Here is a 21767-nt window from a genome sequence, read left to right as displayed (position 1 = left end):
CCCGGTCTCGCGCCCGGCGTACCCGGCGTCGGGGCAATGACGACGGGGGGCGGCGGCGAGGTCACGGGGGCAGCGGGCGAGGCCGGCGAACGCGAGGGTGGCTGGCCGAAGCGCGGCGGATATGGGGGGCGGCCCGGTACGGCGCCGTCGCCGCGACCCGGCCAGCCTGGCTTCGCTCCCGGCGTACCCGGCGTCGGCGGTGCGACCGGCCGTGGGCGGCCGATCCAATGGCCGCTGCCCGGCCGATTGTCCGGACCGGCGTCCTTGCCCGGCCGCACCCCACCCGGCGTGGTCACCCATTTGCCGCCATCTTGCGGCCGACCCCGATATCCGCCACGCCGCCACCGATCGAACCAGTCGGCGCGCTCGCGCCGCTTTTGGCCCTCGGCGCCGAGTTTCTCGTGCCAGTCGCGATGATGCCATCGCCCCGGTCCAGCGCGATAGCGGATCCAGCCCGGCCGATTGCGCCAGGTGTCGAGCCGCAGCTCGATCGCGCCGAACCAGCCGATGCTGTCGGCCCAGTCGCCGGCATAGATCGGCTCGGGAGTCTGCATCGCCCGCTTCATGCCGAAGCCGCGATCCGACAGCCATGCCGCCCCGTCGATGATGTCGTCGGACGGATCGATCAGGTCGCCATTATCGCCATAGACCGCGGCTAACGTCCGCCGGTCAAAGCCATAGGCATAGGTCTTGTCACCGACGAAGAAGGGATAATCGTCGCCAGGGGCGAAGATGTAATAGCGGTAATCGTCCCCGAGCGGCTCGGCGAGGATGGTGGACCCGTCGGCCATCGCCCAGGCCCAGCAGTCGATGCCGTCGAACCTGAAGCCGTGATCGGGCGGCGAGGTGCCCATCGCGTCGAGCAGCGCATCGGCATCGTCGATATAGCGATAAGCGTCGTCGGATGCGGATGCGGCGACGGAAGGTCCATCCTGCGCGGCGGCCATGCCGGGTAGCGCCACACTCGCCAACAGCACGAAAATCGCCCCTGTCACCGAACCGATCCGCTTCCGCGTCATCATCTGCCCCACTCCTGCCGACACCGCCGAGGTCATCGCACAATGTCAATGAACTGGCCCTGTCGCGCTCGTTCAGCCTGCGTTGCCTTGATCGGCCCGATTTGCCCAGCGTGACGTGACGCGGCTAGGAGTCAAATCACCGCTCGCACCGGCGCCTTGCATCGCGGCGTGGCGCAGTTAGGGTCGCGGCAAGCGGCACCGCCGCAGCAGGAGAGCGCAATGGCGACGGTACGCCTGACACAAGCAGCCAAGGCGTTCGGGCCGGTCGAGGTCCTGAAGGGAATCGACCTGGACATCGCCGACGGCGAATTCATCGTGTTCGTGGGACCTTCGGGCTGCGGCAAATCAACCCTGTTGCGCAGCATCGCCGGGCTGGAGGCACTCAGTTCGGGGACAGTCGAGATCGACGGCCGCGCGGTCAACGATGTGGCGCCGTCGCAGCGCGGCATCGCGATGGTGTTCCAATCCTACGCACTTTATCCGCATATGAGCGTGCGCGAGAATATGGGCTTCGCGCTCAAGCTGGCCGGACGATCGAAGGCGGAAATTGCGGAGGCGGTCGATGCCGCTGCGGCGACGCTCGACATCGCACATCTGCTCGACCGGCGGCCCAAGGAATTGTCGGGCGGCCAGCGTCAGCGCGTCGCGATCGGCCGCGCCATCGTCCGCCAGCCCAAGGTGTTCCTGTTCGACGAGCCTTTGTCCAATCTCGACGCCGCGTTGCGCGTCCGCATGCGCTACGAATTCGCCGGGCTGCACAAGGCGCTCGGCACCACCATGATCTACGTGACGCACGATCAGGTCGAGGCGATGACCCTGGCCGACCGCATCGTCGTGCTCAACGGCGGGGTGATCGAACAGGTCGGCACCCCCGACGACCTGTACGCACGGCCCGACACCATTTTCGTCGCGGGGTTCATCGGATCGCCGACGATGAATCTGATCCCGGCGACCTATGCCGGGCCGGGCGCGAAAGGCGCGACGGTTCGACTGGCGGGCGGACAGGTCATCGAAACCATGATCGCCACCGATGCGATCGCAAGCGGGGCGGCCTTGATTCTCGGCGTCCGGCCCGAGCATATGGGAACCGACGGCGCGACGAACCGGCTGACGGGTATTGTTGAGATGGTCGAGTCGCTGGGCGCGGTACATCACGTCCATCTCGCGATCGACGGGCTCGCCGAACCCTTGGTCGCCTCGCTGCCGACACGGCCAGCCAGTGAGACGCTCAGCATCGCGCTGGCGCCCGAGGCTCTGCATTTGTTCGACGACCAGGGGCGCGCGCTACCGCGTCCGGCTCTTACTGCTCCCCGCGCGGCCGCCTAGCTCCGATTCGGGCATAAAAAGCCGCTTGGCGCAACGCCACCAAGCGGCTTAGAAGAGTTCGTGGAAACGGTTACACGCGCCGCCAATGGGCGCATTGGGGAGGAAGAGATGTCGGCCGTCACGATTCGCGATGTCGCTCGCCGCGCCGCGGTTTCGGTCGCTTCCGCCAGCCGCGCGCTCAACAATCATGCCAGCGTCACCCCGGCAACGCGCCAGCGCGTGATCGAGGCGGCGCGCGCGCTCGATTACGTGCCGCATCTCGGCGCGCGCAGCCTGTCGCGCGGCCGCTCCAACACGATCGGCGTCGTGCTGCCCGATTTGTTCGGCGAGTTCTTCTCCGAGATCATCCGCGGCATCGACCGCGCCGCGCACCGCCGCGGGCTGCAGCTGCTGCTGTCGAACATGCACGGCAGCGCGGAGGAGACCGAGTTGGCGATCCGGGCAATGCGCGGACGAGTCGACGGCCTCCTCGTCATGTCGCCCCAGGTCGATGCCGAATTCCTCGGCCGCAACCTGCCCAAGGGGCTCCCCGCGATCGTCATGAATGCCGCGGCGAGCGATGGCACCCACCCGACCATCGCGATCGACAATCTGGCTGGCGCGCGCGAGGCAGTGGCGCATCTGGTGGCGCAGGGCTGCAAGCGGATCGCGCACGTCACCGGGCCGCAGGGCAATGCCGATGCCGATGCGCGCCGCGCGGGATTCCGCGCGGCGGTGACCGAATTGCTCGGCGCCGATGCGGGGATCGAGATCGAAGGCGATTTCAGCGAAGCCTCGGGAATCGATGCGGCGTGGCAGATCATCAGCCAGCGTCCGCATATCGACGGCGTGTTCGCCGCCAACGACATGATGGCGGTCGCCTGCATGGCGACCCTGGCCGAAGGCGGGATGCGCGCGCCCGACGATGTCGCGATCATCGGCTTCGACGGTGTGCCGATCGCGCAATATGTCACGCCGGCCTTGTCGACGATGGCACTCAACCTCGCCGAACTGGGCGAACGCGCGCTCGAAAAGCTCGTCGCGATCACCGAGTCCGAAGATGCGGCCGAGGCCACTACCGAAATGCTCAAGCCCGAACTCGTCATCCGCGCGTCCAGCCGCCGCCATGCTTGATCGCCGACACCTGCTGCTGACCGGCGGCGCCGCGCTCGGCACCGCCACGTTGCCCGCACTCGGCGCGAGGCGTCCACGCACCGCCGACCTATTTGCCGATATTCACCGGCGCACCTTCCGCTTCTTCTGGGAGCGCTCGAACCCGGCCAACGGCCTGATGACCGATCGCTGGCCGAGCCCAAGCTTCGCGAGCATCGCCGCCACCGGTTTCGCGCTCACCGCTTATCCGATCGGGGTCAAGAACGGCTGGATCAGCCGAGCCCAGGCGCGCGCTCGCACGCTCGCCACGTTGCGCTTTTTCTGGACGGCGCCGCAGGGCGATGCGCCAAGCGGGGTCAGCGGGCACAAAGGCTTCTTCTACCACTTCCTCGACATGGATCGCGGGCTGCGCTTCCGACAGAACGAATTGTCGTCGGTGGATACCAGCCTGTTGCTCGGCGGCGTGTTGTTCGCCGGACAATATTACGACCGGCCCGACGAAGCCGAGATCCGCGACCTCGCCGCCAAAATCTATGCACGGTGCGACTGGCGCTGGTTCCAGCAGCACGACACGCAGAAGCGCGTGTCGATGGGCTGGCACCCGGAAAGCGGATTCATCGCTCGTCCCTGGTTCGGCTATACCGAAGGGCAGATCCTCTACATTCTCGCGCTCGGCGCGCCCGATCACTATCTCGACCGCGACGCCTATGACGGCTGGTGCTCGACGTACCCGGAGAGCTGGCGCGGCAGCGGCGATACCCGTCACCTCGCCTTCGGACCGCATTTTGCCCACCAGTTCACCCAGTGCTGGCTCGATATGCGCGGCATTCGCGACGCGACGATGCGCGACGCCGGGATCGATTATTTCGAGAACAGCCGCCGCGCGACCTATTGGCAGCGCGATTATGCCATCAGAAACCCGGGCAAGTGGGTCGGTTATTCGCGGGACATCTGGGGCCTGAGCGCGTGCGACGGGCCGGGCGGCATCCAGGCGACGGTCGGCGGCAGGCAGCGCCAGTTCACCGGCTATGCCGCGCGCGGCCCCATCGGCCTGCCCGACGAACTCGACGATGGAACGATCACTCCATATGCTTCGGTCGCATCGTTGCCGTTCGCGCCAGAGATCGTCGAGCCGGCGGCCCGTACGCTCCATGCCCGCTACGGCAGCGCGATCTACCGCCAATACGGCTTTCTCGACGCGTTCAATCCGAGTTTCACCTTCGCCGATCTGCCCCACGATCATGGATCGATCACTTCAACCGCCGGCTGGGTCGACAGCGATTATCTCGGGATCGACCAGGGCCCAATCGTGGCGATGATCGAAAACCATCAAAGTGGCATGATCTGGGACGCGATGCGATCGCACCCGGCGATCCGGCGCGGGTTGCAGCGGGCGGGCTTTACCGGCGGCTGGCTGGGGTGAAGCTGTTCGGGGTCCTGACCGCCGCGCTGGCCGCGATCCTGCTGGGATCGTGTTCCAACGCACCCGCGACGACCGTGCTCAACGTCTGGGCAATGGGCCGCGAAGGCGAAGTAATCGGCGACCTGGTTCCCGAATTCGAGCGCGAGAATCCGGGCGTGACGGTGCGCGTCCAGCAATTGCCGTTCACCGCCGCGCACGAGAAACTGCTGACCGCCTTCGTCGGCAATGCGATGCCCGACATGGCGCAGCTGGGGAATAGCTGGGTGCCCGAATTCGCGACCCTGGGCGCACTAGAGCCCCTCGACCGCCGTGTCACCGCGACACCGGCGATTCCGCGCGCGGATTATTATCCCGGCATCTGGGATTCCAATATCGTCGACGGCAAGCTCTATGGCGTGCCCTGGTATGTCGATACGCGGCTGCTGTTCTATCGCCGTGATATCCTCAAGCGCGCGGGCTTCGACCATCCGCCGCGCGACTGGGCCGAATGGCGCCGCCAGATGGTGGCGATCAAGAAACTCGTCGGACCCGACAAATACGCCGCCTACTTCCCGCTCAACGAGTACGAGCCGTTGGAAATCCTCGGGCTGCAAGCGTCCGAGCCGATGGTCACCGACGATGCACGCGGCAATTTCCGCAGCGCGGGGTTTCGCAAGTCGCTCGATTTCTATCTCGGGACGATGCGCGACGGGCTGGCGCCTATGGCGGCGACCACACAAGTCGCCAATGTCTGGGACGAATTCGATCGCGGCTGGTTCACCTTCTACGTCACCGGTCCCTGGCAGATCGGCGAGTTCAAGCGCCGCCTGCCGCCCGGACACCAGAGCGAATGGATGACCGCGCCGATGCCCGGCCCCGACGGCCCCGGCGTGTCGAATGCCGGCGGGTCCAGCCTGGTGTTGTTCAAATCGTCGACCAGGAAAGACGCGGCGTGGAAGCTGATCGAGTTCCTGTCGCGCCCCGACATCCAAATTCGCTTTCACGCCCTGACCGGCGACCTGCCGCCCCGCATAAGCGTGTGGAAGACGCCCGAACTCGCCAACGATCCCTATGCCAAGGCGTTCGGAGAGCAGATGACGCGGCTGCGTCCGACGCCCAAGGTCCCCGAATGGGAGCGGATCGCGACCGAGCTCAAACTCGTCTTCGAGAAGGCCGCGCATGGTGAACTGACCACCGACCAGACCGTCGCCGAGCTGAACAAACGCGCCGATGAGATACTCGCCAAACGGCGGTGGATTTTGGCGCGCAAGAAGCAAGTCGGCGCGCCCGCGGAGGTTCGGTCATGAACCAGGAGCGCGCCGCATGGGGATTCGTCGCGCCGGCGCTGGTCGCGCTGGGGCTGTTCTTCTTCCTGCCGGTCGCCGCGGCGCTGGTCCTGAGTTTCACCGATTTCGACATCTATGCGGTGGCGGATATCGGCAATCTGCGCTTCGTCGGGCTCGATAATTACCTCCACCTGCTCGAGACGCCGTTATTCTGGAAAGCGCTCGGTAACACCGCCTGGTTCGTATTGCTCGGCGTGCCGCTGTCGATCATGATGTCGCTCGCCGCCGCCTTGCTGCTCGACAACAAGCTGGCGCGGTTCAAGGGCTTCTTCCGCACCGTCTATTTCGCGCCGGTGGTCACCACGTTGGTCGCGGTGGCGGTGATCTGGCGCTATCTGCTCCACACCAAATACGGGCTGATCAACTGGGCGCTGGGCGCCATCGGCATCGCGCCGATCGACTGGCTCGGCGATCCGCATTGGTCGATGCCCGCGATCGTGCTGTTCGCGGTGTGGAAGAATTTCGGCTACAACATGATCATCATCCTGGCCGGGCTGCAGACCATCCCCGAGGAACTGCACGAGGCGGCACGGATCGACGGCGCCAGCGCGTTCCAGCGCCTCCGCCACGTCACCCTGCCCGGCCTCGCCCCGGTATTGCTGGTCGTGTCGATCCTGACCATGGCGGGATACTTCCAGCTGTTCGCCGAGCCCTACGTGATGACCCAGGGCGGCCCGGTCGAGAGCACCGTCTCGATCCTCTACTTCATGTACGAGCAGGGCTTCCGCTGGTGGAATCTCGGCTTCGCCAGCGCGATCGCGTTCGTGCTGTTCCTCATCATGTTCGCGCTGACCCTGGTGCAGCTCAAGGTCAGCGAGCGGTGGACACAATGAAGCGCGGTGGAATCCTGCCCAATCTAGCGCTGTGGCTCATCGCGTTGTTCGCGATGGCGCCGTTGCTGTGGATGGTGTCGGTCAGCCTGATGACCCCGGGCGAGGCGTCGTCCTTCCCGCCGCCGTTGCTGCCAAAACACCCAACTATCGCCAATTTCGTCGAGCTCTTCGCCAGTACCGACATGGCGCGATATTTGGTCAACAGCCTGACACTGGCGACGATCGCGACATTGATGTCGCTGACCTTCAATGTGATGGCCGGCTATGCCTTCGCCAAATTGCGGTTCCGCGGGCGCGACCGGCTATTCCGCTTCCTGCTGACCGCGCTCGTCATCCCCGCGCAAGTCGCGATGATTCCGCTGTTCCTGATCTGCAAGTCGCTCGGCATCGTCAACAGCTTCGCCGGCGTGCTGGTGCCGTCGATCGCGACCGTGTTCGGCATTTTCCTGGTCCGCCAATATGCGCTGTCGATCCCCGACGAGATGCTCGAGGCCGCGCGGATCGACGGGGCGAGCGAGAGCAGGATTTTCCGCTCGCTCGTGCTGCCGACGTTGAAGCCGATCCTCGCGACCCTGGCGACGTTCAGCTTCCTCGGTTCCTGGTCCGATTTCCTGTGGCCGCTGATCATCCTCAACGACAGCCAGAAGCAGACGCTCCCCGTCGCGCTCGCCAATCTCAGCCGCGAGCATGTCCAGGATGTCGAGCTGATGATGGCGGGCACCGTAGTGACGCTCATCCCCGTCCTCCTGCTCTTCCTGGCGCTGCAGCGTTACTACATTGCCGGACTGATGGCGGGGAGCGTCAAGGGATGAGGAGACTGATCTTGGTCCTGGCCGCCGCGGCGACGATCGCCGCGACCAAACAACCGCCCGCCTCTCCCCCGCTTCCCGAAGGCGTGCAGACCGCGCAGCCGGCGCCGGCCGAGGGCGGCTATCCGTATTTGATCTTCAAGCCGCGCGGCTACGATGCCGACAAGACGCAGAAATGGCCTTTGGTCATCTTCCTTCATGGATCGGGCGAGCGGGGCACCGATATCGAGGTCGTCAAGAAGAACGGTCCGCCCAAGATCATCGCGCAGCACGCCGGATCGCCGTTCATTCTGGTCTCTCCGCAACTCGAGACCGGCCCCGACGGCAGCCGCTGGGACGTTGCGAAGCTCGACCAATTGCTTGCCTCATTGCGCAAGAGCTATCGCGTCGATTCGAGCCGCATCTACCTGACCGGTTTGAGCCTGGGCGGCTATGCGACTTGGGCCTGGGCGCTGAGGCATCCCGAGCTGTTCGCCGCGATCGTGCCGGTCGCTGGCCTGTCCGAGGACAAGGACCTCGACCCGTGCGTGCTCAAGGATATGCCGATCTGGGCGTTCCACGGCGACCAGGACGATGTCGTCGATCCCCAACGGGGCTTCGCGATCGTCAAGCAGGTCGACGCCTGCAAAGGCAGCGTCCGCCCGAAGATGACGGTCTACCCGCAGACGACCCACGGATCGTGGGAACCTGCTTATGACGACCCGGCGATGTGGCGCTGGCTGCTCGAGCAACGTCGCACCGTTCCCGCCCCCGGCGGTCCCCAGGAAACCAAGAAGAAGAAGGCCCGAAACACATGACCAATCCGTTCCCCGACGATTTCCTGTGGGGATGCGCGACCGCCGCCTATCAGATCGAAGGATCGCCGCTCGCCGATGGCGCCGGCGCGTCGATCTGGCAACGATTCAGCCACGACCCGCGGCTGATGGCGGCAAAGGGCGATACCGGCGACGTCGCCTGCGATCATTATAATCGCATGCCCGACGACGTCGCGCTGATGAAGCGGCTGGGGCTCAAGGCCTATCGCTTCTCAGTCGCCTGGGGCCGTGTGCTGCCCGACGGCGTTGGCCAGGTGAACGAAGCCGGGCTGGGCTTTTACGAGCGGCTGGTCGATACTTTGCTCGCCAGCGGGATCGAGCCATTATGCACGCTCTATCACTGGGATTTGCCGGCGGCACTCGACGACAGAGGCGGCTGGCTCAATCGCGACAGCGCCGACTGGTTCGCAGATTACGGCCGCGTGCTGTTCGACCGGCTCGACGGCCGCGTGACCAAGTGGGTGACGCTCAACGAGCCCTGGGTGGTGACGGACGGCGGCTATCTGCATGGCGCGCTAGCGCCGGGGCACAAGAATGTTTTCGAAGCACCGATCGCCAGCCGCAATTTGATGCGCGCGCACGGCGCCGCAGTGAAGGCCTATCGCGACGTGGGCAAGCACGAGATCGGCCTGGTGGTGAACCTCGAACCCAAATATCCGGCATCGGATTCGCCCGAGGATAAGGCGGCAACGGCGCGCGCCACCGCCTATATGAACCGCCAATATCTCGACCCCGCGATCCATGGCACCAACCCGGCCGAACTCGCCGATGTGTTCGGCGAGGCCTGGGTCGACTGGTCGGCAGAGGACCTCGCGCTGGCCAGGCAGCCGATCGATTTCGTCGGGGTCAATTACTACACGCGCAACGTCACCAGGGCGGATGACAGTTTCCCGGTGCGCGCCGGCATGGTGGTGCAACCACAGGCGACCTACACCACCACCGGCTGGGAAGTGTTCGGCCAGGGGCTGACCGACGTGCTGCTGTGGGTGAAAGACAATTACGGCGACCCGGCGATCTACATCACCGAGAATGGCGCGGCTTTCTACGATCCCCCCGCCGCGTCGCAGGGCCGGGTCGAGGACCCGCTGCGCGCGGCGTATCTACGCGAGCACATCGCCGCGGTCGGCAAGGCGATCGAGCAGGGCGCGCGGATCAAGGGCTATATGCTGTGGTCGTTGTTCGACAATCTCGAATGGTCGCTCGGCTATTCGAAACGCTTCGGCATCGTCCACGTCAATTTCGCGACGCAGGAACGCACGTTCAAGGACTCGGCCAAGCTGTACAGCGAAGTGATCGCGACGAACGGGGCGTGCCTGGGGTAGCCAAGGCACGGATGCAGCCGAGCTGAACGTCATCGGTTCGAAGCCCTACTGCGTCACCCCGGCCTTGTGCCGGGGTCCACCGGGCGGCAAGCCCGGGACAAGAGACTCTTGCTTCTCGCTAACCTGCACAGTGGATGCCGGCACAAGGCCGGCATGACGGTTAAAACTAACTGCACTCGACTACAGATTCTCAACCGCCGCAAATTTGCGGCCGCCCTTATCCCCCGATCGGCGCGCATTTCCCCAACAGCCACGCCCGCTCGTCGGCACTGAGCTCCGGACCCAGCACGTCGAGCACGCGACCATGATAGGCGTCGAGCCACGCGCGCTCGGCCTGGGTCAGCATGGTGGGCTCGATCAGCCGGCGCTCGATCGGGGCGAACGTCAGCGTCTCGAACCCCATCATCGGTTGTTCGGCACCAGGAATGTCGCGCCGCTCGACCAGGACGAGATTCTCGATGCGGATACCGTATTCGCCCGTTTTGTAATAACCCGGCTCGTTCGAGATGATCATGCCGGGACGCAGCGGTTCGGCCGGACCGCCGCCGGGATAATTGGGCTTGGCGATGCGCTGCGGTCCTTCGTGCACCGCGAGGTACGAGCCGACGCCATGGCCGGTGCCATGCGCGAAATCGAGCCCCGCTTCCCATAACGGCCGCCGCGCGAAACTGTCGAGCTGGCCGCCATTGGTCCCTTCCGGGAACACCGCCGTCGCCAGCGCGATATGCCCCTGGAGCACGCGCGTGAAGCGGTCGCGCATCTCGGCGGTCGGCTCGCCGACCGGCACGACGCGCGTCACGTCGGTGGTGCCGTCGGCATATTGGCCGCCCGAATCGACCAGATAGAGCTGGCCGGTCTCGATCTTGAGGCTCGAGTCCTCGTCGACGCGGTAATGTGGGCTGGCGCCGTGCGGGCCGGTTGCGGAGATCGTATCGAAACTCAGATCCTTGAGTAGCCCGGTCGCCTCGCGCAATTCCTGCAGTTTGGCCGCCGCTGATAGTTCGGTTTCGGTACCCTTGGGCAGGGTCTCCTCGCACCATTTGAGGAAGCGAGTCAGCGCCGCCCCGTCGCGCACGCTCGCGGCGCGATGCCCCGCCGCCTCGGCCGGGTTCTTGATTGCCTTGGCCAGCACCACCGGATCGCGCAAGGCGAGCACTGTCGCGCCGCCGCGCTGCAATCCGTCAAAGATCGCCGCGACAGCGCGTTCCGGGTCGGCGGCGACGCGCTTGCCACCATAGGCCGCCAGCGCCGGCGCGAAATCGTTTCGGTCATGCACGCGCACCGCATTGCCGAGATGCGCCGCGACCTCGTCGCTCATCTTCTCTGGCGCGACATAGAGGTCGACCGTCCCGTCGGCATTTGCGATGGCGTAAGCGAGCGCGACCGGCGTGCGATCGACATCGGCGCCGCGCACATTGAGAGTCCAGGCGATCGAATCGAGCGCCGACAGCACGACCGCATCCGCCTGCTGCTCGCTCAGCCAGTCGACGATATCGGCGCGCTTTTCCGCCGAGGACTCGCCCGCCAGCGCATCGGGCTGGACGACCAGCCGCGCATCCGACGGGGCCGGGCGATCGGGCCACACCGCGTCGACCGGATTGGTGTCGACCGCGACCAGGGTCGCGCCCTTCGCCGCCAGCGCCTTCTCCGCCTCCTTCACCCAGGCCGAGGTGTGCAGCCACGGATCGTAGCCGATCCGCCCGCCCTGCACGGCATGACCACCGAGCCAGTCGGATACGCTGGTCTCGGGCACGCCGACAAACTGCCAATGATCGCCATCGACCTGCTCGCGCACCTGGAGCGTATAGCGCCCGTCGGTGAAGATCGCCGCTTCCGCGGGCAGGACTACCGCCGTCCCCGCCGATCCCTGGAACCCGGTCAGCCAGGCGAGCCGCTGCGCATAGGCGCCGACATATTCGGACATATGCTCATCGGTCAGGGGCACGACGAACCCGTCGAGGCGCTCGCGCTTCAATTGCTCGCGAAGGGCGGAAAGGCGATCGGCATAAGTAGACATCAAGCACTTCCATCGGCGTCGCGGGGGCGACTGGGTGGTTAACGCGCGAGACGCGCAATGGCCCACATTTGCCGACCTGACGCTCAGGTCAAGCGGGATACGCGCGTCGATAGTGCGACAACGCCAGTGTTGTGACAGAACGGGACGACGGCGTGCCCGCCTTTCCTGTCACGCAACCCTTCGACAAGCGCCGCGGCGTCGCTATGTCGGTGCCATGAACGACCAGCCCGAACCACCCGTCGCCGCGACACGCCCGCATTCCTTCACCACGCACGGCATCACCATCGAGGACCCCTGGGCCTGGCTCAAGGATCCGAGCTATCCCGACGTCAAGGACAAGGACGTGCTCGCCTATCTCGAAGCGGAGAACGCCTATTTCGAAGCGATGATGGCGCCGCACAAGCCGCTGACCGACCGGCTCTACGAAGAGATGAAGGGCCGGATAAAGGAGGACGATTCTTCGGTCCCGCAAAAGGACGGCGACTGGCTCTATTGGACCGCGTACGAGACCGGCGGCCAGTATCGCAAATGGTGGCGCAAGCCCGTCGCGGGCGGCCCGGGCGAACTGTTGCTCGACGAACCCGCGCTCGCCGAGGGCAAGGAATATTTCCGGCTGGGCGCCTTCTCCGTGTCGAACGACGGCAAGCTGCTCGCTTATGCGATCGACGATAACGGCTCGGAACGCTTCACTATCCGGGTCAAGAACCTGGCGACCGGCGAGCACCTACCCGACACCATCCCCGGCATGCTGTCGGAGATCGTCTGGGTCGCTGACGACAGCGCGTTCCTCTACGGCCTCGCCAACGAGCAATGGCGAACCGACAATGCGCGGCTGCACCGGCTGGGCAGCGACCCGGCCGCCGATATCGAACTCTATCACGAACATGACGAGGGCTTCCGCGTCGGCGTCAGCGAGACCAGCGACCGCCAATGGATCGTCATCGGCACCGGCGACCACGTTACCAGCGAAGTCTATCTGCTGCCCGCGAGCGACCCGATGGCCAAGCCGATCTGCGTCGCGCCACGCAAGACCGGTCGCGAATATGATGTCGAGACGCATGGCGACACGCTCTACATCCACACCAACGACACCGACCCGATGTGGCGGCTGGTGACCGCGCCGATCGCCGATCCGGAAAACTGGAGCGAGCTGATCGCGCCATCGAAGCATTTCTACATGACCGGGGTCGAATGCTATCGCGACTATTTCGTCGTCGAGGGGCGCGAGGACGGGCTCGATCAGATCTGGATCCATCGCTACGATCCGACGATCACGCCGCAGCGGATCACCTTCCCGGAGGCAAGCTACACCGCTGGTCTGGGCGACAATCCCGAATATGACATGCCGATCATCCGGCTCGGCTACGAATCGATGGTCACGCCGGGGACGGTCTATGATTACGAGGTCGCGACAGGGAAGATGACCACGCTCAAGGTCCAGGAAATCCCCTCGGGCTACGACGCGCACAAATACGACACCGAGCGGCTCAAGATAAAGGCGCGCGACGGGACCGAAGTGCCGGTGTCGATCGTCTATCCGAAAGACTTCCCGAAAGACGGATCGCGCCCGCTCTTCCTCTACGCCTATGGCGCTTATGGCTATGCCATCCCGCCGGGCTTCTCGACCGGACGGCTGTCGCTGCTCGACCGCGGCTTCGCCTACGCCATCGCGCATATCCGTGGCGGCGACGATCTCGGCCAGCAATGGTATCACGACGGCAAGCTCGAGAAACGCAGCAACACGTTCAACGATTTCGTCGACGTGGCGAACGCACTGGTGGCGGACGGCTGGACCAGCGCGGGCAAGATCGCCATCGCCGGTCGCTCCGCGGGCGGCGAATTGATGGGCGCGGTGGTCAATTCGGACCCCGATCTGTGGGGCGCGGTGATCGCCGACGTGCCGTTCGTCGACGTGCTCAACACGATGCTCGACGACAGCCTGCCGCTGACCCCCGGCGAATGGCCGGAATGGGGCAATCCGATCGAGGACAAGGCCGCGTTCGAGCTGATCCGCTCCTACTCGCCCTATGACAATGTGAAGGCGCAGGCCTATCCGCCGATGTTCATCTCGGGCGGGCTCAACGACCCGCGCGTGACCTATTGGGAACCGGCGAAATGGGCGGCGAAGCTGCGCGCGACCAAGACCGACAACAATATCCTGCTGCTCAAGACCAATATGGGCGCGGGGCACGGCGGCAAGTCGGGGCGGTTCGACAGCCTGTACGAAGGTGCCGAGGAGCATTGCTTCGTGCTGTGGCAATTGGGTGTGGAGAGCTGATGGCGGGACTGAGCTACCCCATCACCGCGACCGAGGCCGACATCGACGAACTCGGCCACGTCAACAATGCGGTGTGGGTGAAGTGGATCCAGGAGATCGCGGTCGCGCATTGGGAGACGATCGCGACGCGCGAACAGCGCGACGCGATGATCTGGGTCGTGACCCGGCACGAGATCGATTATCGCGGCAACGTCTCGGCGGGCGAGACGGTGACCGCCGAAACCTGGGTGAGCGACCCACCGCAAGGCGCGCGGTTCGACCGGCACGTTCGCTTCACCGGCGCCGACGGCAAGGTGAAGGTCGAGGCTGTGACCGCCTGGGCATTGATCGACCGCGCGACGGGGCGCCTGATGCGAGTCAGGCCGGAACTGGCGGCGCCGTTCCTGGCCTGACCGCGTCTTGTTAGACCATCGACAGCGCTGGAGGCGCGGGCACCGAAGCCCGCGCCACCCGCATCAATCAATAGCGATAGTCATAGTCGCGCCAATGGTGGCGGCGATGCTCGCGGCGCCACTCGCGCTCGCGTTCCCAGCGCCGGCGGGCTTCCCACCGTTCGCGGCGCTCACGCCAATGGTCGCGCCCGCCATCGCGATAATAGCCGTCATTATAGCCATAGCCGCGATAGTCCTGGCTATACGAAGACCCCCAACGCTGCGCGGACGCAGAAGCCGGCATAAAAGCGAGAAGGCTGCCCGCCACGGCAGTCGAAAGGAACATCATGGTACGCGTCATTACAACCTCCTTCGGTGATGACCGGACGAGGTTTATCGAACGCAACATTGGTCAGCGCTGAACCGGCCGTACAGGCGAGGTTTAGGGTTGGCGTACGCGCTCGACCCTCCCTCTTCACCCCAGCGTATTGGCTGTACCGTTCTATCCCTACCTTCTTCCTTCGGCCGAGGTCATGCATAAAGCCGCCATGAGTAGATACCTGCTCCCGTTGATTGCTACGCTGAGTGGCTGCAGCCAAACGCAGCTCTGCACGTCCGACGTCATCCAGGTAGCCCGTGACCCCGGCAGCGATCGCTATGCCGTCACCGAATCGCGCAATTGCGGGACAACCACCGATTTCGCGACCGTTGTCCGCGTCGGCCGAGCCAGCCAACCGCAAGACGAAGCGCAGGAAGTGTTCGTGGCCGACGATGGGGGATCAGGTGGCGGGCGACGTGGGACAATCTGGATCAACGTGGTCTGGACCGCTCCTGGCCACCTTTTGATCTCCCGGGCATCTCATGCTCGCGTGTTCAAGCAATTGGCTGCCTCAAATGGTGCCGCGATCACCTATCGCGCAACGGATCCGATCGCCGCGCCTCCGGTGTCCTAAGGAGATTCACCCGCGTTCGTTTGATTGTGAACTACATGGCTGCTCACGATCGACCAGCGGACGTTTGTTGACCCGGCATTATCCGCCAAGAAAGGCCTTGCAGTATGTTTGGGGGATTGATGCTTCTCTCGTTCTCGCTGGTCTTGGTTGCGTTCGCGGGAATCCATCTGTGGAACTGCTTCAGCAAGGGTGTGGCGACCGCCTACGGCCACGCTTACCCTCGCGCAGAGAACCCCGGCGCTTTCTGGGTATCGGCTACGTGCTCGCTTCTCGCAGTTCTAATTGGATTGGCGTTATCCTTCGTTGCACTCGGAGGACTGCTCGGAGCGTTCTCAATCGGAAGGGGCTTCTATGCCACTGCCGAACCTCACCCTTCCCGCTTCACCTCCGCAATAGCCGTCCGGCTCTGCCTTGCCCAGGTTTCGCGCCCGGTCAGGAATGCCACCCAGCCCAGGATCGCGCCCCAGTGGCGGAATAGTTGGAAGCTGAACGGCTCAAGCACCGCCGCCGCCAGTGCCGGCCCGAAGCGCAGTCCCGTGGTCTGTCCGGTCCAGCGCGAATAAAGGTGGAGCGAGGTCAGGTGGAAGGTCAGGTCGACCAGGATCTTGACCGCCATGATGATCAGGATCGGCAACACGATATGGAAGCGGCCGCTGAACAGCACCACCAGCAGGATGACGAACGCGGTCAGGCCGAACACCGGCTGCACCGTATCGGCTGCCTTGACCGGCAGCATCGCGGTGCCGAGCTTTCCGAAATGGCGATTGGCGACCATGTCTCGGTTCCAATATTGGGTCTGGAGGAACCCACCGAACCAGCGGCGGCGCTGACGCAGGAAGGCGGGCAGGGTCGCCGGCGCATCGGTCGAGGCGAGCGCATCGCCGACCACACGCACTTGCCAGTCGCGGCCGGTACCGTGTGCGACGCGATGCAGGCGGTGGATCAATTCGTAATCCTCGACCAGGCAATCGGGATCGAACCCGCCGACCTCGATCACTGCCTTGGTCCGGAACGCGGCGAACGCACCCGATACCAGCAGCAGCCCGTTTAGTCGCTCCCAGGCGTAGCGCGACAGGAAGTTGCGGACATATTCATAGGTCTGGAACCACTCGAACAGACGGCCCGACAGGCTGGGGCCGCACATCGGCCGGATCACGCCGGTCGCCGCGACCAGGTCGGGTTCGGCGGCGAAGGCGTTGCGCATCGCGGCGATCGCGCCGGGCTCAAGCAAAGTATCGGCATCGACCGTGACGACGATCTCTTCGTCGACGTGCAGGATCGCGGCGTTGAGCGCACGTGCCTTGCCGCCATGCGCCAGCCGCAGCCAGCGCAGCGAAGGCAGGCCGGGCGCCGGCGGGCTGATCGCGCCTAGTACTGGTTGGGCCAGCCCATAGCGCGCGAGCGTCTCCGGCGTGGCGTCATCCGATCCGTCATCGGCGATCAGGATCAGATCGGGCGCGGCCTCCTGCGCGGCAAGGCGATCGATCGTCACGTCGAGCACCGCGGCTTCGTTGCGCGCGGCGACGATGATGGCGAGACTGGACCGGGCGTCGGATGGCGGCGCCCGGCGTGCACCGTGCCGCAGGGGCCAGATCTTCACCGCGGTGAAGACCAACAGCGCGGTATCATAGAGGATATAGCCGACGCCGACCGACCAGGCGAGGAAGCCCTGGCGCAGGAACGCCTGAACCACCAGGGCGACGAAGGCCACATACACCAGAGCCGTCACCCCGCGGCTGGGCCAGCCGACGCGGCGTGGATTGAGGCGCGGGGAAGCCATGGCGAAGGACTGGGCGAGCGCGTCCGCCGGGGTACGCTGAAACATGGGGAACAGGACTTCATTTGGGGGCGCCATATTCCCTAGCGTTCGTTACGGCGCCGGACTAGCCGGAATACAAGGGTGCAGACCCACTACTAAAGAGGATCGAGACAGCCATGTCCGGGATGCTGTGGGAGGAGGAGTGCGAAGAACGGGGGTTTTCCCCCGTTCGAACGGTTCGACGCGCCACAGCGCCCGGACATGGCTGCCGCAAAGCGGTGGGACGAAAAAGGCCGCCGGAGCGGTCGGATGCTTGCCAGATAGCCTCCGCTATCTGGCTGCGCGCCCTCTCTCCCAGCGACCTTTTTCGTCTCCATCTCGACCTCATTAGTAACGGGTCTGCACCCTAAATTGCTTACGGGAGTACGTCGTGGAGAGCGAACGGTTCACGAAAACTGCGATCTGGTTGCACTGGTTGATCGCTATCGGCGTGGTGACCAACGTCGCCCTTGCCTGGGTCTGGCCGCTCGGCGATCATAACGACGCGATCGGCGAGTATGTCCGGCCGATGATCGACATCCACAAATCGACCGGCGTCACCATTCTCGGGCTCGCCATCCTGCGGCTGTTATGGCGGATCGGACACAAGCCGCCGCCCTTTCCCGCCAGCTACAAGCCATGGGAACGGATAACGGCGCATATCGTCCATTGGGGACTCTATGGCGTCATCCTGGCGATGCCGATCACCGGATGGGTGATGGATTCGGCATGGAAGGACGCGGCGACGCATCCGATGCTGTTCTTCGGCACGTTCGAATGGCCGCGGCTGGGCTTCATCATGTCGATGGCGCCCGACACCAAAGAGTGGATCCATTCCACTTTCGGCGAGGCGCATGAGCTGATCGCCTATCTGGTCTATCTCTTGCTCGTCCTGCACTTGGGCGGCGCGATCAAGCACCAGATGGAAGGGCATAAGGAGCTGCAGCGCATGGGAATCGGGCGATAGGAATGGGGAAATGGCATTGACCGCAAGGGCCGGGAAGCCCGCGATCGGCGGCGCGCCTAGATCACTGGTCCAAGCCACGAAGGACCAAACCATGACCTTTGCATATACCAGCTTCCCATCGCCGGTCGGCATGCTCAAGCTCGTCGCGAGCGACCGCGGGCTCGCCGCGATCCTGTGGGAGAATGACGATCCCGATCGCGTCCGACTGGGCGCGATGACCGAACAGCCAGACCATCCGGTGCTGGTCGAGACAACGCGCCAGCTGAGCGACTATTTCGCCGGCACGCGCAGTCATTTCGACCTGCCGCTCGATTTCCACGGCACCGATTTCCAGAAGAGCGTGTGGGCGGCGTTGCTGACCATCCCGTTCGGCGAGACGCGGTCCTACGCTGAGATCGCACGCCAACTCGGCCGTCCGACCGCGTTTCGCGCGGTGGGCGCGGCGAACGGCAAGAATCCGATCTCCATCGTGGCGCCGTGTCACCGCGTGATCGGCACCAACGGCGCGCTGACCGGCTTTGCCGGCGGATTGGACGGCAAGGCCTTCCTGCTCGAGCTTGAGAGCGCGGCAGGCTGACGCTTCAGTTGGTGGTGGGCGCGTCGGTTGCGGGCGCGTCCGCAAAGATCGATATGCCCTCGCCCCGATGGACGCGGACACTGCCGGTCGACGCCAGCGCGCTGCTCACGCGGATGCGCTTGCCCATTGGCAGCGGCGCGACCGGAACCGGGGCCGAAAGGGCCGTAGCCTCGGCCGCCGGAGCGGTCGAGCCGCCGCGATGGACGACCACGCCCGAATCGACTTCCTGCGCATTAAAGCCCGCATAGGTTGCCGCGAGGGCAGTGCCGCTGTCGCTGCCTGGCCATGGCGTTGTGCGGCCAGTGACGCTGGGCTCCAGCCCCGAATAATTCTGGCTGTTGGCGAGCGCGCCTTCCAGCCCGCCGCGCCAGCGGTAGAAGATATGAGCGCCGACCGTCGCGATGCGATCCATGCTCGACGCCCACCAGGGCAGCACGTAATTGGCGTGATAGAAAGTTGCCGAGCCGACCGGCGCATAGACCTGGCCGGACAGCGCCGAAACCGCGATGTCGCGGGCATGGGCCCAGGAAGCGGGATCACGGCGGAAGGCCATCGATCCGTCGCAGGTAAAGCTGAACTGACACCCGGTGCGCCGGGTCGATCCCTGATAGACCACACCGCACACGCTGTCCGGGAAAGCGCGATCCCGCACGCGATTGAGCACGACCTGGGCGACGGCGCGCTGGCCGTCGTCGTTCTGCGACCGTGCTTCGTAATAGACTGCCGCGGTCAGGCATTCGATCGCGCGTGCGGCGTCGTCGGGGCTGCGCGTCGTCGACAGCGCCAGCAGCGGCTGGGCAGCGCTGATCGCGGCATTGGAAACCGTCGCATCGACCAACGGCGGAAGCTTGGCGGCGATATCGGCCGGCAAGTCGAGCGCGAGGCGGTTGATCATCGTCACCGTCGCGATCGGACGGGCTGAGCGCTGCAACGGTACGCCGGCCTGGGGCAGGCATGACGCGACCATCGCCAGCAGGCCGAAGCCTGCCGGAATACGCGTTCGAAGGAGGAGCCAGCGCCGTGACACGCCCGCCGCAGTAACGGCAGGGTGTTAGAAGGTGGTTAACCAGAGAAGCGGTCTTCTTCAGCCCGAATTACGCAAGGCCGTGGCGATCGCGTTGATCGACAGCAGGATGCCCTCGCCGATCCGCGGATCGTCCTCGCCGGCGCGGTGGCGTTTCATCAGCTCGATCTGGAGCAGGTTGAGCGGCTCGATATAGGGCAGGCGCAAGCGGATCGAGGCATCGAGGCCGGGATTCCGTTCGAGCAGCCGCGATTGCCCGGTCGCGTCGAGCAGGCCGTCGCGCGTCAGCGTCCAGCCGTCGCGGATGCGCGGGAAGATCGCGTCGGCCAGCGCGCGGTCCTTGACCAGCGAGCAATAGCGTTCGGCGATGTCCATGTCGGACTTGACGATCACTTGCTCCATATTGTCGAGCGTCGCGGCGAAGAACGGCCAAGCTTGCGCCATTTCGCGCAACAATGACTTGTCCTCGAACGCCGCCAGGGCATGGCCGACGCCATACCAGCCCGGCAGCATCACGCGCGCCTGCGCCCAGCTGAACACCCAGGGGATCGCGCGCAGATCCTCGATCGCGTCCGATTTCTTGCGGCTCGCGGGGCGACTGCCGATCTTTAGGTTGGCGATCTCGGCGATCGGGGTCATCTCGCGGAAGAAAGTCCGGAACCCGTCGGTCCCATAGACTAGGTCGCGATAGGCTTTGAACGCGGTCGCCGACAGTTCGTCCATCGCCGCGCCGAACCGCTTGCGATCGGCGTCCGACAAAGCGGGCGGCGCGAGGCTGGCGAGTAGGGTCGCTGCGGCCATCGCCTCGAGATTGGTGGTGGCGCTTTCGCGCGTGCCGTATTTGGCGGCGATCACTTCGCCTTGTTCGGTGATGCGGATGCGCCCCTGCACCGACCCCGACGGCTGCGCCTGGATCGCCGCGAACGACGAGCCGCCGCCGCGCCCGACCGCGCCGCCGCGGCCGTGGAACAATTGCATGCCGACATGGGCTTTCTCGAACACCGGTTCGAGCGCTTCGGATGCGCGGCTCAATTGCCAGGTCGAGGTCAGATAACCGCCGTCCTTGTTCGAATCCGAATAGCCGATCATCACTTCCTGGACGCCGCGACCGACTGCGAGCCCGGCGATTTCGGGCAAGCCGAACCACTCGGCCATGATCGCGGGCGCCGCCTCGAGATCGCCGACCGTTTCGAACAGCGGCACCGCCATGATCGCGGCGGTCGGCGGATCGCCCGGCAGATAGAGCCCGACTTCCTTGAGCATCAGATGGACTTCGAGCAGATCGGAAACCGACATCGCCATCGAGACGATATATTGGCGGATGCAGGCGGGCCCGTATTTGCCATGCGCCTCGGCCGCCGCGCGCAGGATCGCGAGTTCGGACGCGGTGTCGGCGCTGTAGGTTGCGTAGGGACTGACCAGCGGGCGGACATTGGCAAGCTCGCGGCGCAGTAGCGCCACCCGCGCGGCTTCGTCGAGAGCGAGATAATCGTCATCGACCCCGGCGACCTTGAGCAATTCGGCGACGGTGCGTTCGTGGACCGCGCTGTTCTGGCGCAGATCGAGCGTCGCAAGATGGAAGCCGAATGTATCGACCGCGCGGATCAGCCGGCCGAGCGCGCCGCCCGACGCGAGCGGCCCTGCGCCTTCGTCGGCCAAAGCGTGAGCGATCGTCACCAGATCGCGGCGCAGCGCCTGCGGATCGGCATAGGCCTCGCCCTTGAGCGCGGCCGGACGCGGGGCGGGCTTGCCGGTCAGCGCGCGATGCGTCGCCGCGAGCCGGGCATAGACGCCCGACAGCGCCCGCCGATACGGCTC

18 protein-coding genes and 1 pseudogene are annotated in these 21767 nt (G+C 65.2%); 13 read left to right on the top strand and 6 right to left on the bottom strand.

Annotated features, from left to right (window positions below):
- Nucleotides 1-1022 (bottom strand): annotated as a pseudogene (locus SAS01S_RS17195) (hypothetical protein); the annotation flags it as partial.
- A gap of 216 nt (nucleotides 1023-1238) precedes the next feature.
- On the opposite strand from SAS01S_RS17195, the gene SAS01S_RS17190 reads away from it, so the two are divergent.
- The 8 genes from SAS01S_RS17190 to SAS01S_RS17155 all read left to right on the top strand — a co-directional run bounded on the left by SAS01S_RS17190 (nucleotide 1239) and on the right by SAS01S_RS17155 (nucleotide 9964).
- Entirely contained in the window at nucleotides 1239-2345 is a 1107-nt protein-coding gene (locus tag SAS01S_RS17190) for an ABC transporter ATP-binding protein (protein WP_066811456.1), read from the top strand.
- 108 nt (nucleotides 2346-2453) lie between these two features.
- Entirely contained in the window at nucleotides 2454-3458 is a 1005-nt protein-coding gene (locus tag SAS01S_RS17185; RefSeq protein ID WP_066811453.1) for a LacI family DNA-binding transcriptional regulator, read from the top strand.
- Nucleotides 3451-4860 carry a glucoamylase family protein gene (locus tag SAS01S_RS17180; protein ID WP_066811450.1) on the top strand — a complete coding sequence of 470 codons (1410 nt, stop codon included), beginning with the start codon at nucleotides 3451-3453 and terminating at the stop codon, nucleotides 4858-4860. The genes SAS01S_RS17185 and SAS01S_RS17180 overlap by 8 nt, the downstream gene beginning before the upstream one ends.
- Nucleotides 4857-6146: a sugar ABC transporter substrate-binding protein gene (locus SAS01S_RS17175; protein WP_218016324.1), complete on the top strand. Its 1290-nt coding sequence runs from the start codon at nucleotides 4857-4859 to the stop codon at nucleotides 6144-6146. The genes SAS01S_RS17180 and SAS01S_RS17175 overlap by 4 nt, the downstream gene beginning before the upstream one ends.
- Complete coding sequence (locus tag SAS01S_RS17170) at nucleotides 6143-7018, top strand: carbohydrate ABC transporter permease (protein WP_066811447.1); 876 nt, start codon at nucleotides 6143-6145, stop codon at nucleotides 7016-7018. The genes SAS01S_RS17175 and SAS01S_RS17170 overlap by 4 nt, the downstream gene beginning before the upstream one ends.
- Complete coding sequence (locus SAS01S_RS17165) at nucleotides 7015-7830, top strand: carbohydrate ABC transporter permease (protein ID WP_066811467.1); 816 nt, start codon at nucleotides 7015-7017, stop codon at nucleotides 7828-7830. Before SAS01S_RS17170 ends, SAS01S_RS17165 begins: the two co-directional genes overlap by 4 nt.
- On the top strand, nucleotides 7827-8624 hold the full coding sequence (locus SAS01S_RS17160) for a carboxylesterase family protein (RefSeq protein ID WP_066811444.1): 798 nt from the start codon (nucleotides 7827-7829) through the stop codon (nucleotides 8622-8624). The genes SAS01S_RS17165 and SAS01S_RS17160 overlap by 4 nt, the downstream gene beginning before the upstream one ends.
- A complete protein-coding gene (locus SAS01S_RS17155) occupies nucleotides 8621-9964 on the top strand; it encodes a GH1 family beta-glucosidase (RefSeq protein WP_066811441.1) in 1344 nt (447 codons plus the stop codon). The genes SAS01S_RS17160 and SAS01S_RS17155 overlap by 4 nt, the downstream gene beginning before the upstream one ends.
- Nucleotides 9965-10181: 217 nt before the next feature.
- On the opposite strand, the gene SAS01S_RS17150 is transcribed toward SAS01S_RS17155, so the two are convergent.
- A complete protein-coding gene (locus tag SAS01S_RS17150) occupies nucleotides 10182-11981 on the bottom strand; it encodes an aminopeptidase P family protein (protein WP_066811438.1) in 1800 nt (599 codons plus the stop codon).
- A 214-nt stretch (nucleotides 11982-12195) separates the two neighbouring features.
- On the opposite strand from SAS01S_RS17150, the gene SAS01S_RS17145 reads away from it, so the two are divergent.
- On the top strand, nucleotides 12196-14259 hold the full coding sequence (locus SAS01S_RS17145) for a S9 family peptidase (protein WP_066811434.1): 2064 nt from the start codon (nucleotides 12196-12198) through the stop codon (nucleotides 14257-14259).
- Nucleotides 14259-14651: an acyl-CoA thioesterase gene (locus SAS01S_RS17140; protein WP_157082875.1), complete on the top strand. Its 393-nt coding sequence runs from the start codon at nucleotides 14259-14261 to the stop codon at nucleotides 14649-14651. The genes SAS01S_RS17145 and SAS01S_RS17140 overlap by 1 nt, the downstream gene beginning before the upstream one ends.
- Before the next feature lie 67 nt (nucleotides 14652-14718).
- Here SAS01S_RS17140 and SAS01S_RS17135 read toward each other — a convergent pair whose 3' ends face one another.
- The gene (locus tag SAS01S_RS17135; RefSeq protein WP_066811428.1) at nucleotides 14719-14991 is read right to left on the bottom strand and encodes a hypothetical protein; all 273 of its coding nucleotides are present in this window, start codon (nucleotides 14989-14991) and stop codon (nucleotides 14719-14721) included.
- A 172-nt stretch (nucleotides 14992-15163) separates the two neighbouring features.
- On the opposite strand from SAS01S_RS17135, the gene SAS01S_RS17130 reads away from it, so the two are divergent.
- Nucleotides 15164-15583 (top strand): hypothetical protein, encoded by a 420-nt coding sequence (locus SAS01S_RS17130; protein WP_066811425.1) that lies wholly within the window; start codon nucleotides 15164-15166, stop codon nucleotides 15581-15583.
- A 367-nt stretch (nucleotides 15584-15950) separates the two neighbouring features.
- On the opposite strand, the gene SAS01S_RS17125 is transcribed toward SAS01S_RS17130, so the two are convergent.
- On the bottom strand, nucleotides 15951-17408 hold the full coding sequence (locus SAS01S_RS17125) for a glycosyltransferase family 2 protein (protein WP_066811464.1): 1458 nt from the start codon (nucleotides 17406-17408) through the stop codon (nucleotides 15951-15953).
- Between the two features lie 364 nt (nucleotides 17409-17772).
- Between SAS01S_RS17125 and SAS01S_RS17120 the strand changes: the two genes are divergently transcribed.
- Both SAS01S_RS17120 and SAS01S_RS17115 read left to right on the top strand, forming a co-directional pair.
- The gene (locus SAS01S_RS17120; RefSeq protein WP_066811423.1) at nucleotides 17773-18348 is read left to right on the top strand and encodes a cytochrome b; all 576 of its coding nucleotides are present in this window, start codon (nucleotides 17773-17775) and stop codon (nucleotides 18346-18348) included.
- 91 nt (nucleotides 18349-18439) lie between these two features.
- Complete coding sequence (locus tag SAS01S_RS17115) at nucleotides 18440-18925, top strand: methylated-DNA--[protein]-cysteine S-methyltransferase (RefSeq protein WP_066811461.1); 486 nt, start codon at nucleotides 18440-18442, stop codon at nucleotides 18923-18925.
- 4 nt (nucleotides 18926-18929) lie between these two features.
- Here the strand turns inward: SAS01S_RS17115 and SAS01S_RS17110 are convergent, their stop codons facing one another.
- Both SAS01S_RS17110 and SAS01S_RS17105 read right to left on the bottom strand, forming a co-directional pair.
- Nucleotides 18930-19952, bottom strand: coding sequence for a cell wall hydrolase (locus SAS01S_RS17110; protein ID WP_245656965.1), 1023 nt, complete (start codon nucleotides 19950-19952; stop codon nucleotides 18930-18932).
- 57 nt (nucleotides 19953-20009) lie between these two features.
- Nucleotides 20010-21767: phosphoenolpyruvate carboxylase (locus SAS01S_RS17105; protein WP_066811420.1), on the bottom strand; the 1758-nt coding region annotated here is incomplete at its 5' end.

Origin of the sequence: Sphingomonas asaccharolytica NBRC 15499, assembly GCF_001598355.1 — a bacterium.
GTDB lineage: Bacteria > Pseudomonadota > Alphaproteobacteria > Sphingomonadales > Sphingomonadaceae > Sphingomonas > Sphingomonas asaccharolytica.
The sequence above is the reverse complement of the archived record's forward strand: the minus strand, read 5'-3'. Positions and strand labels throughout refer to the sequence as shown.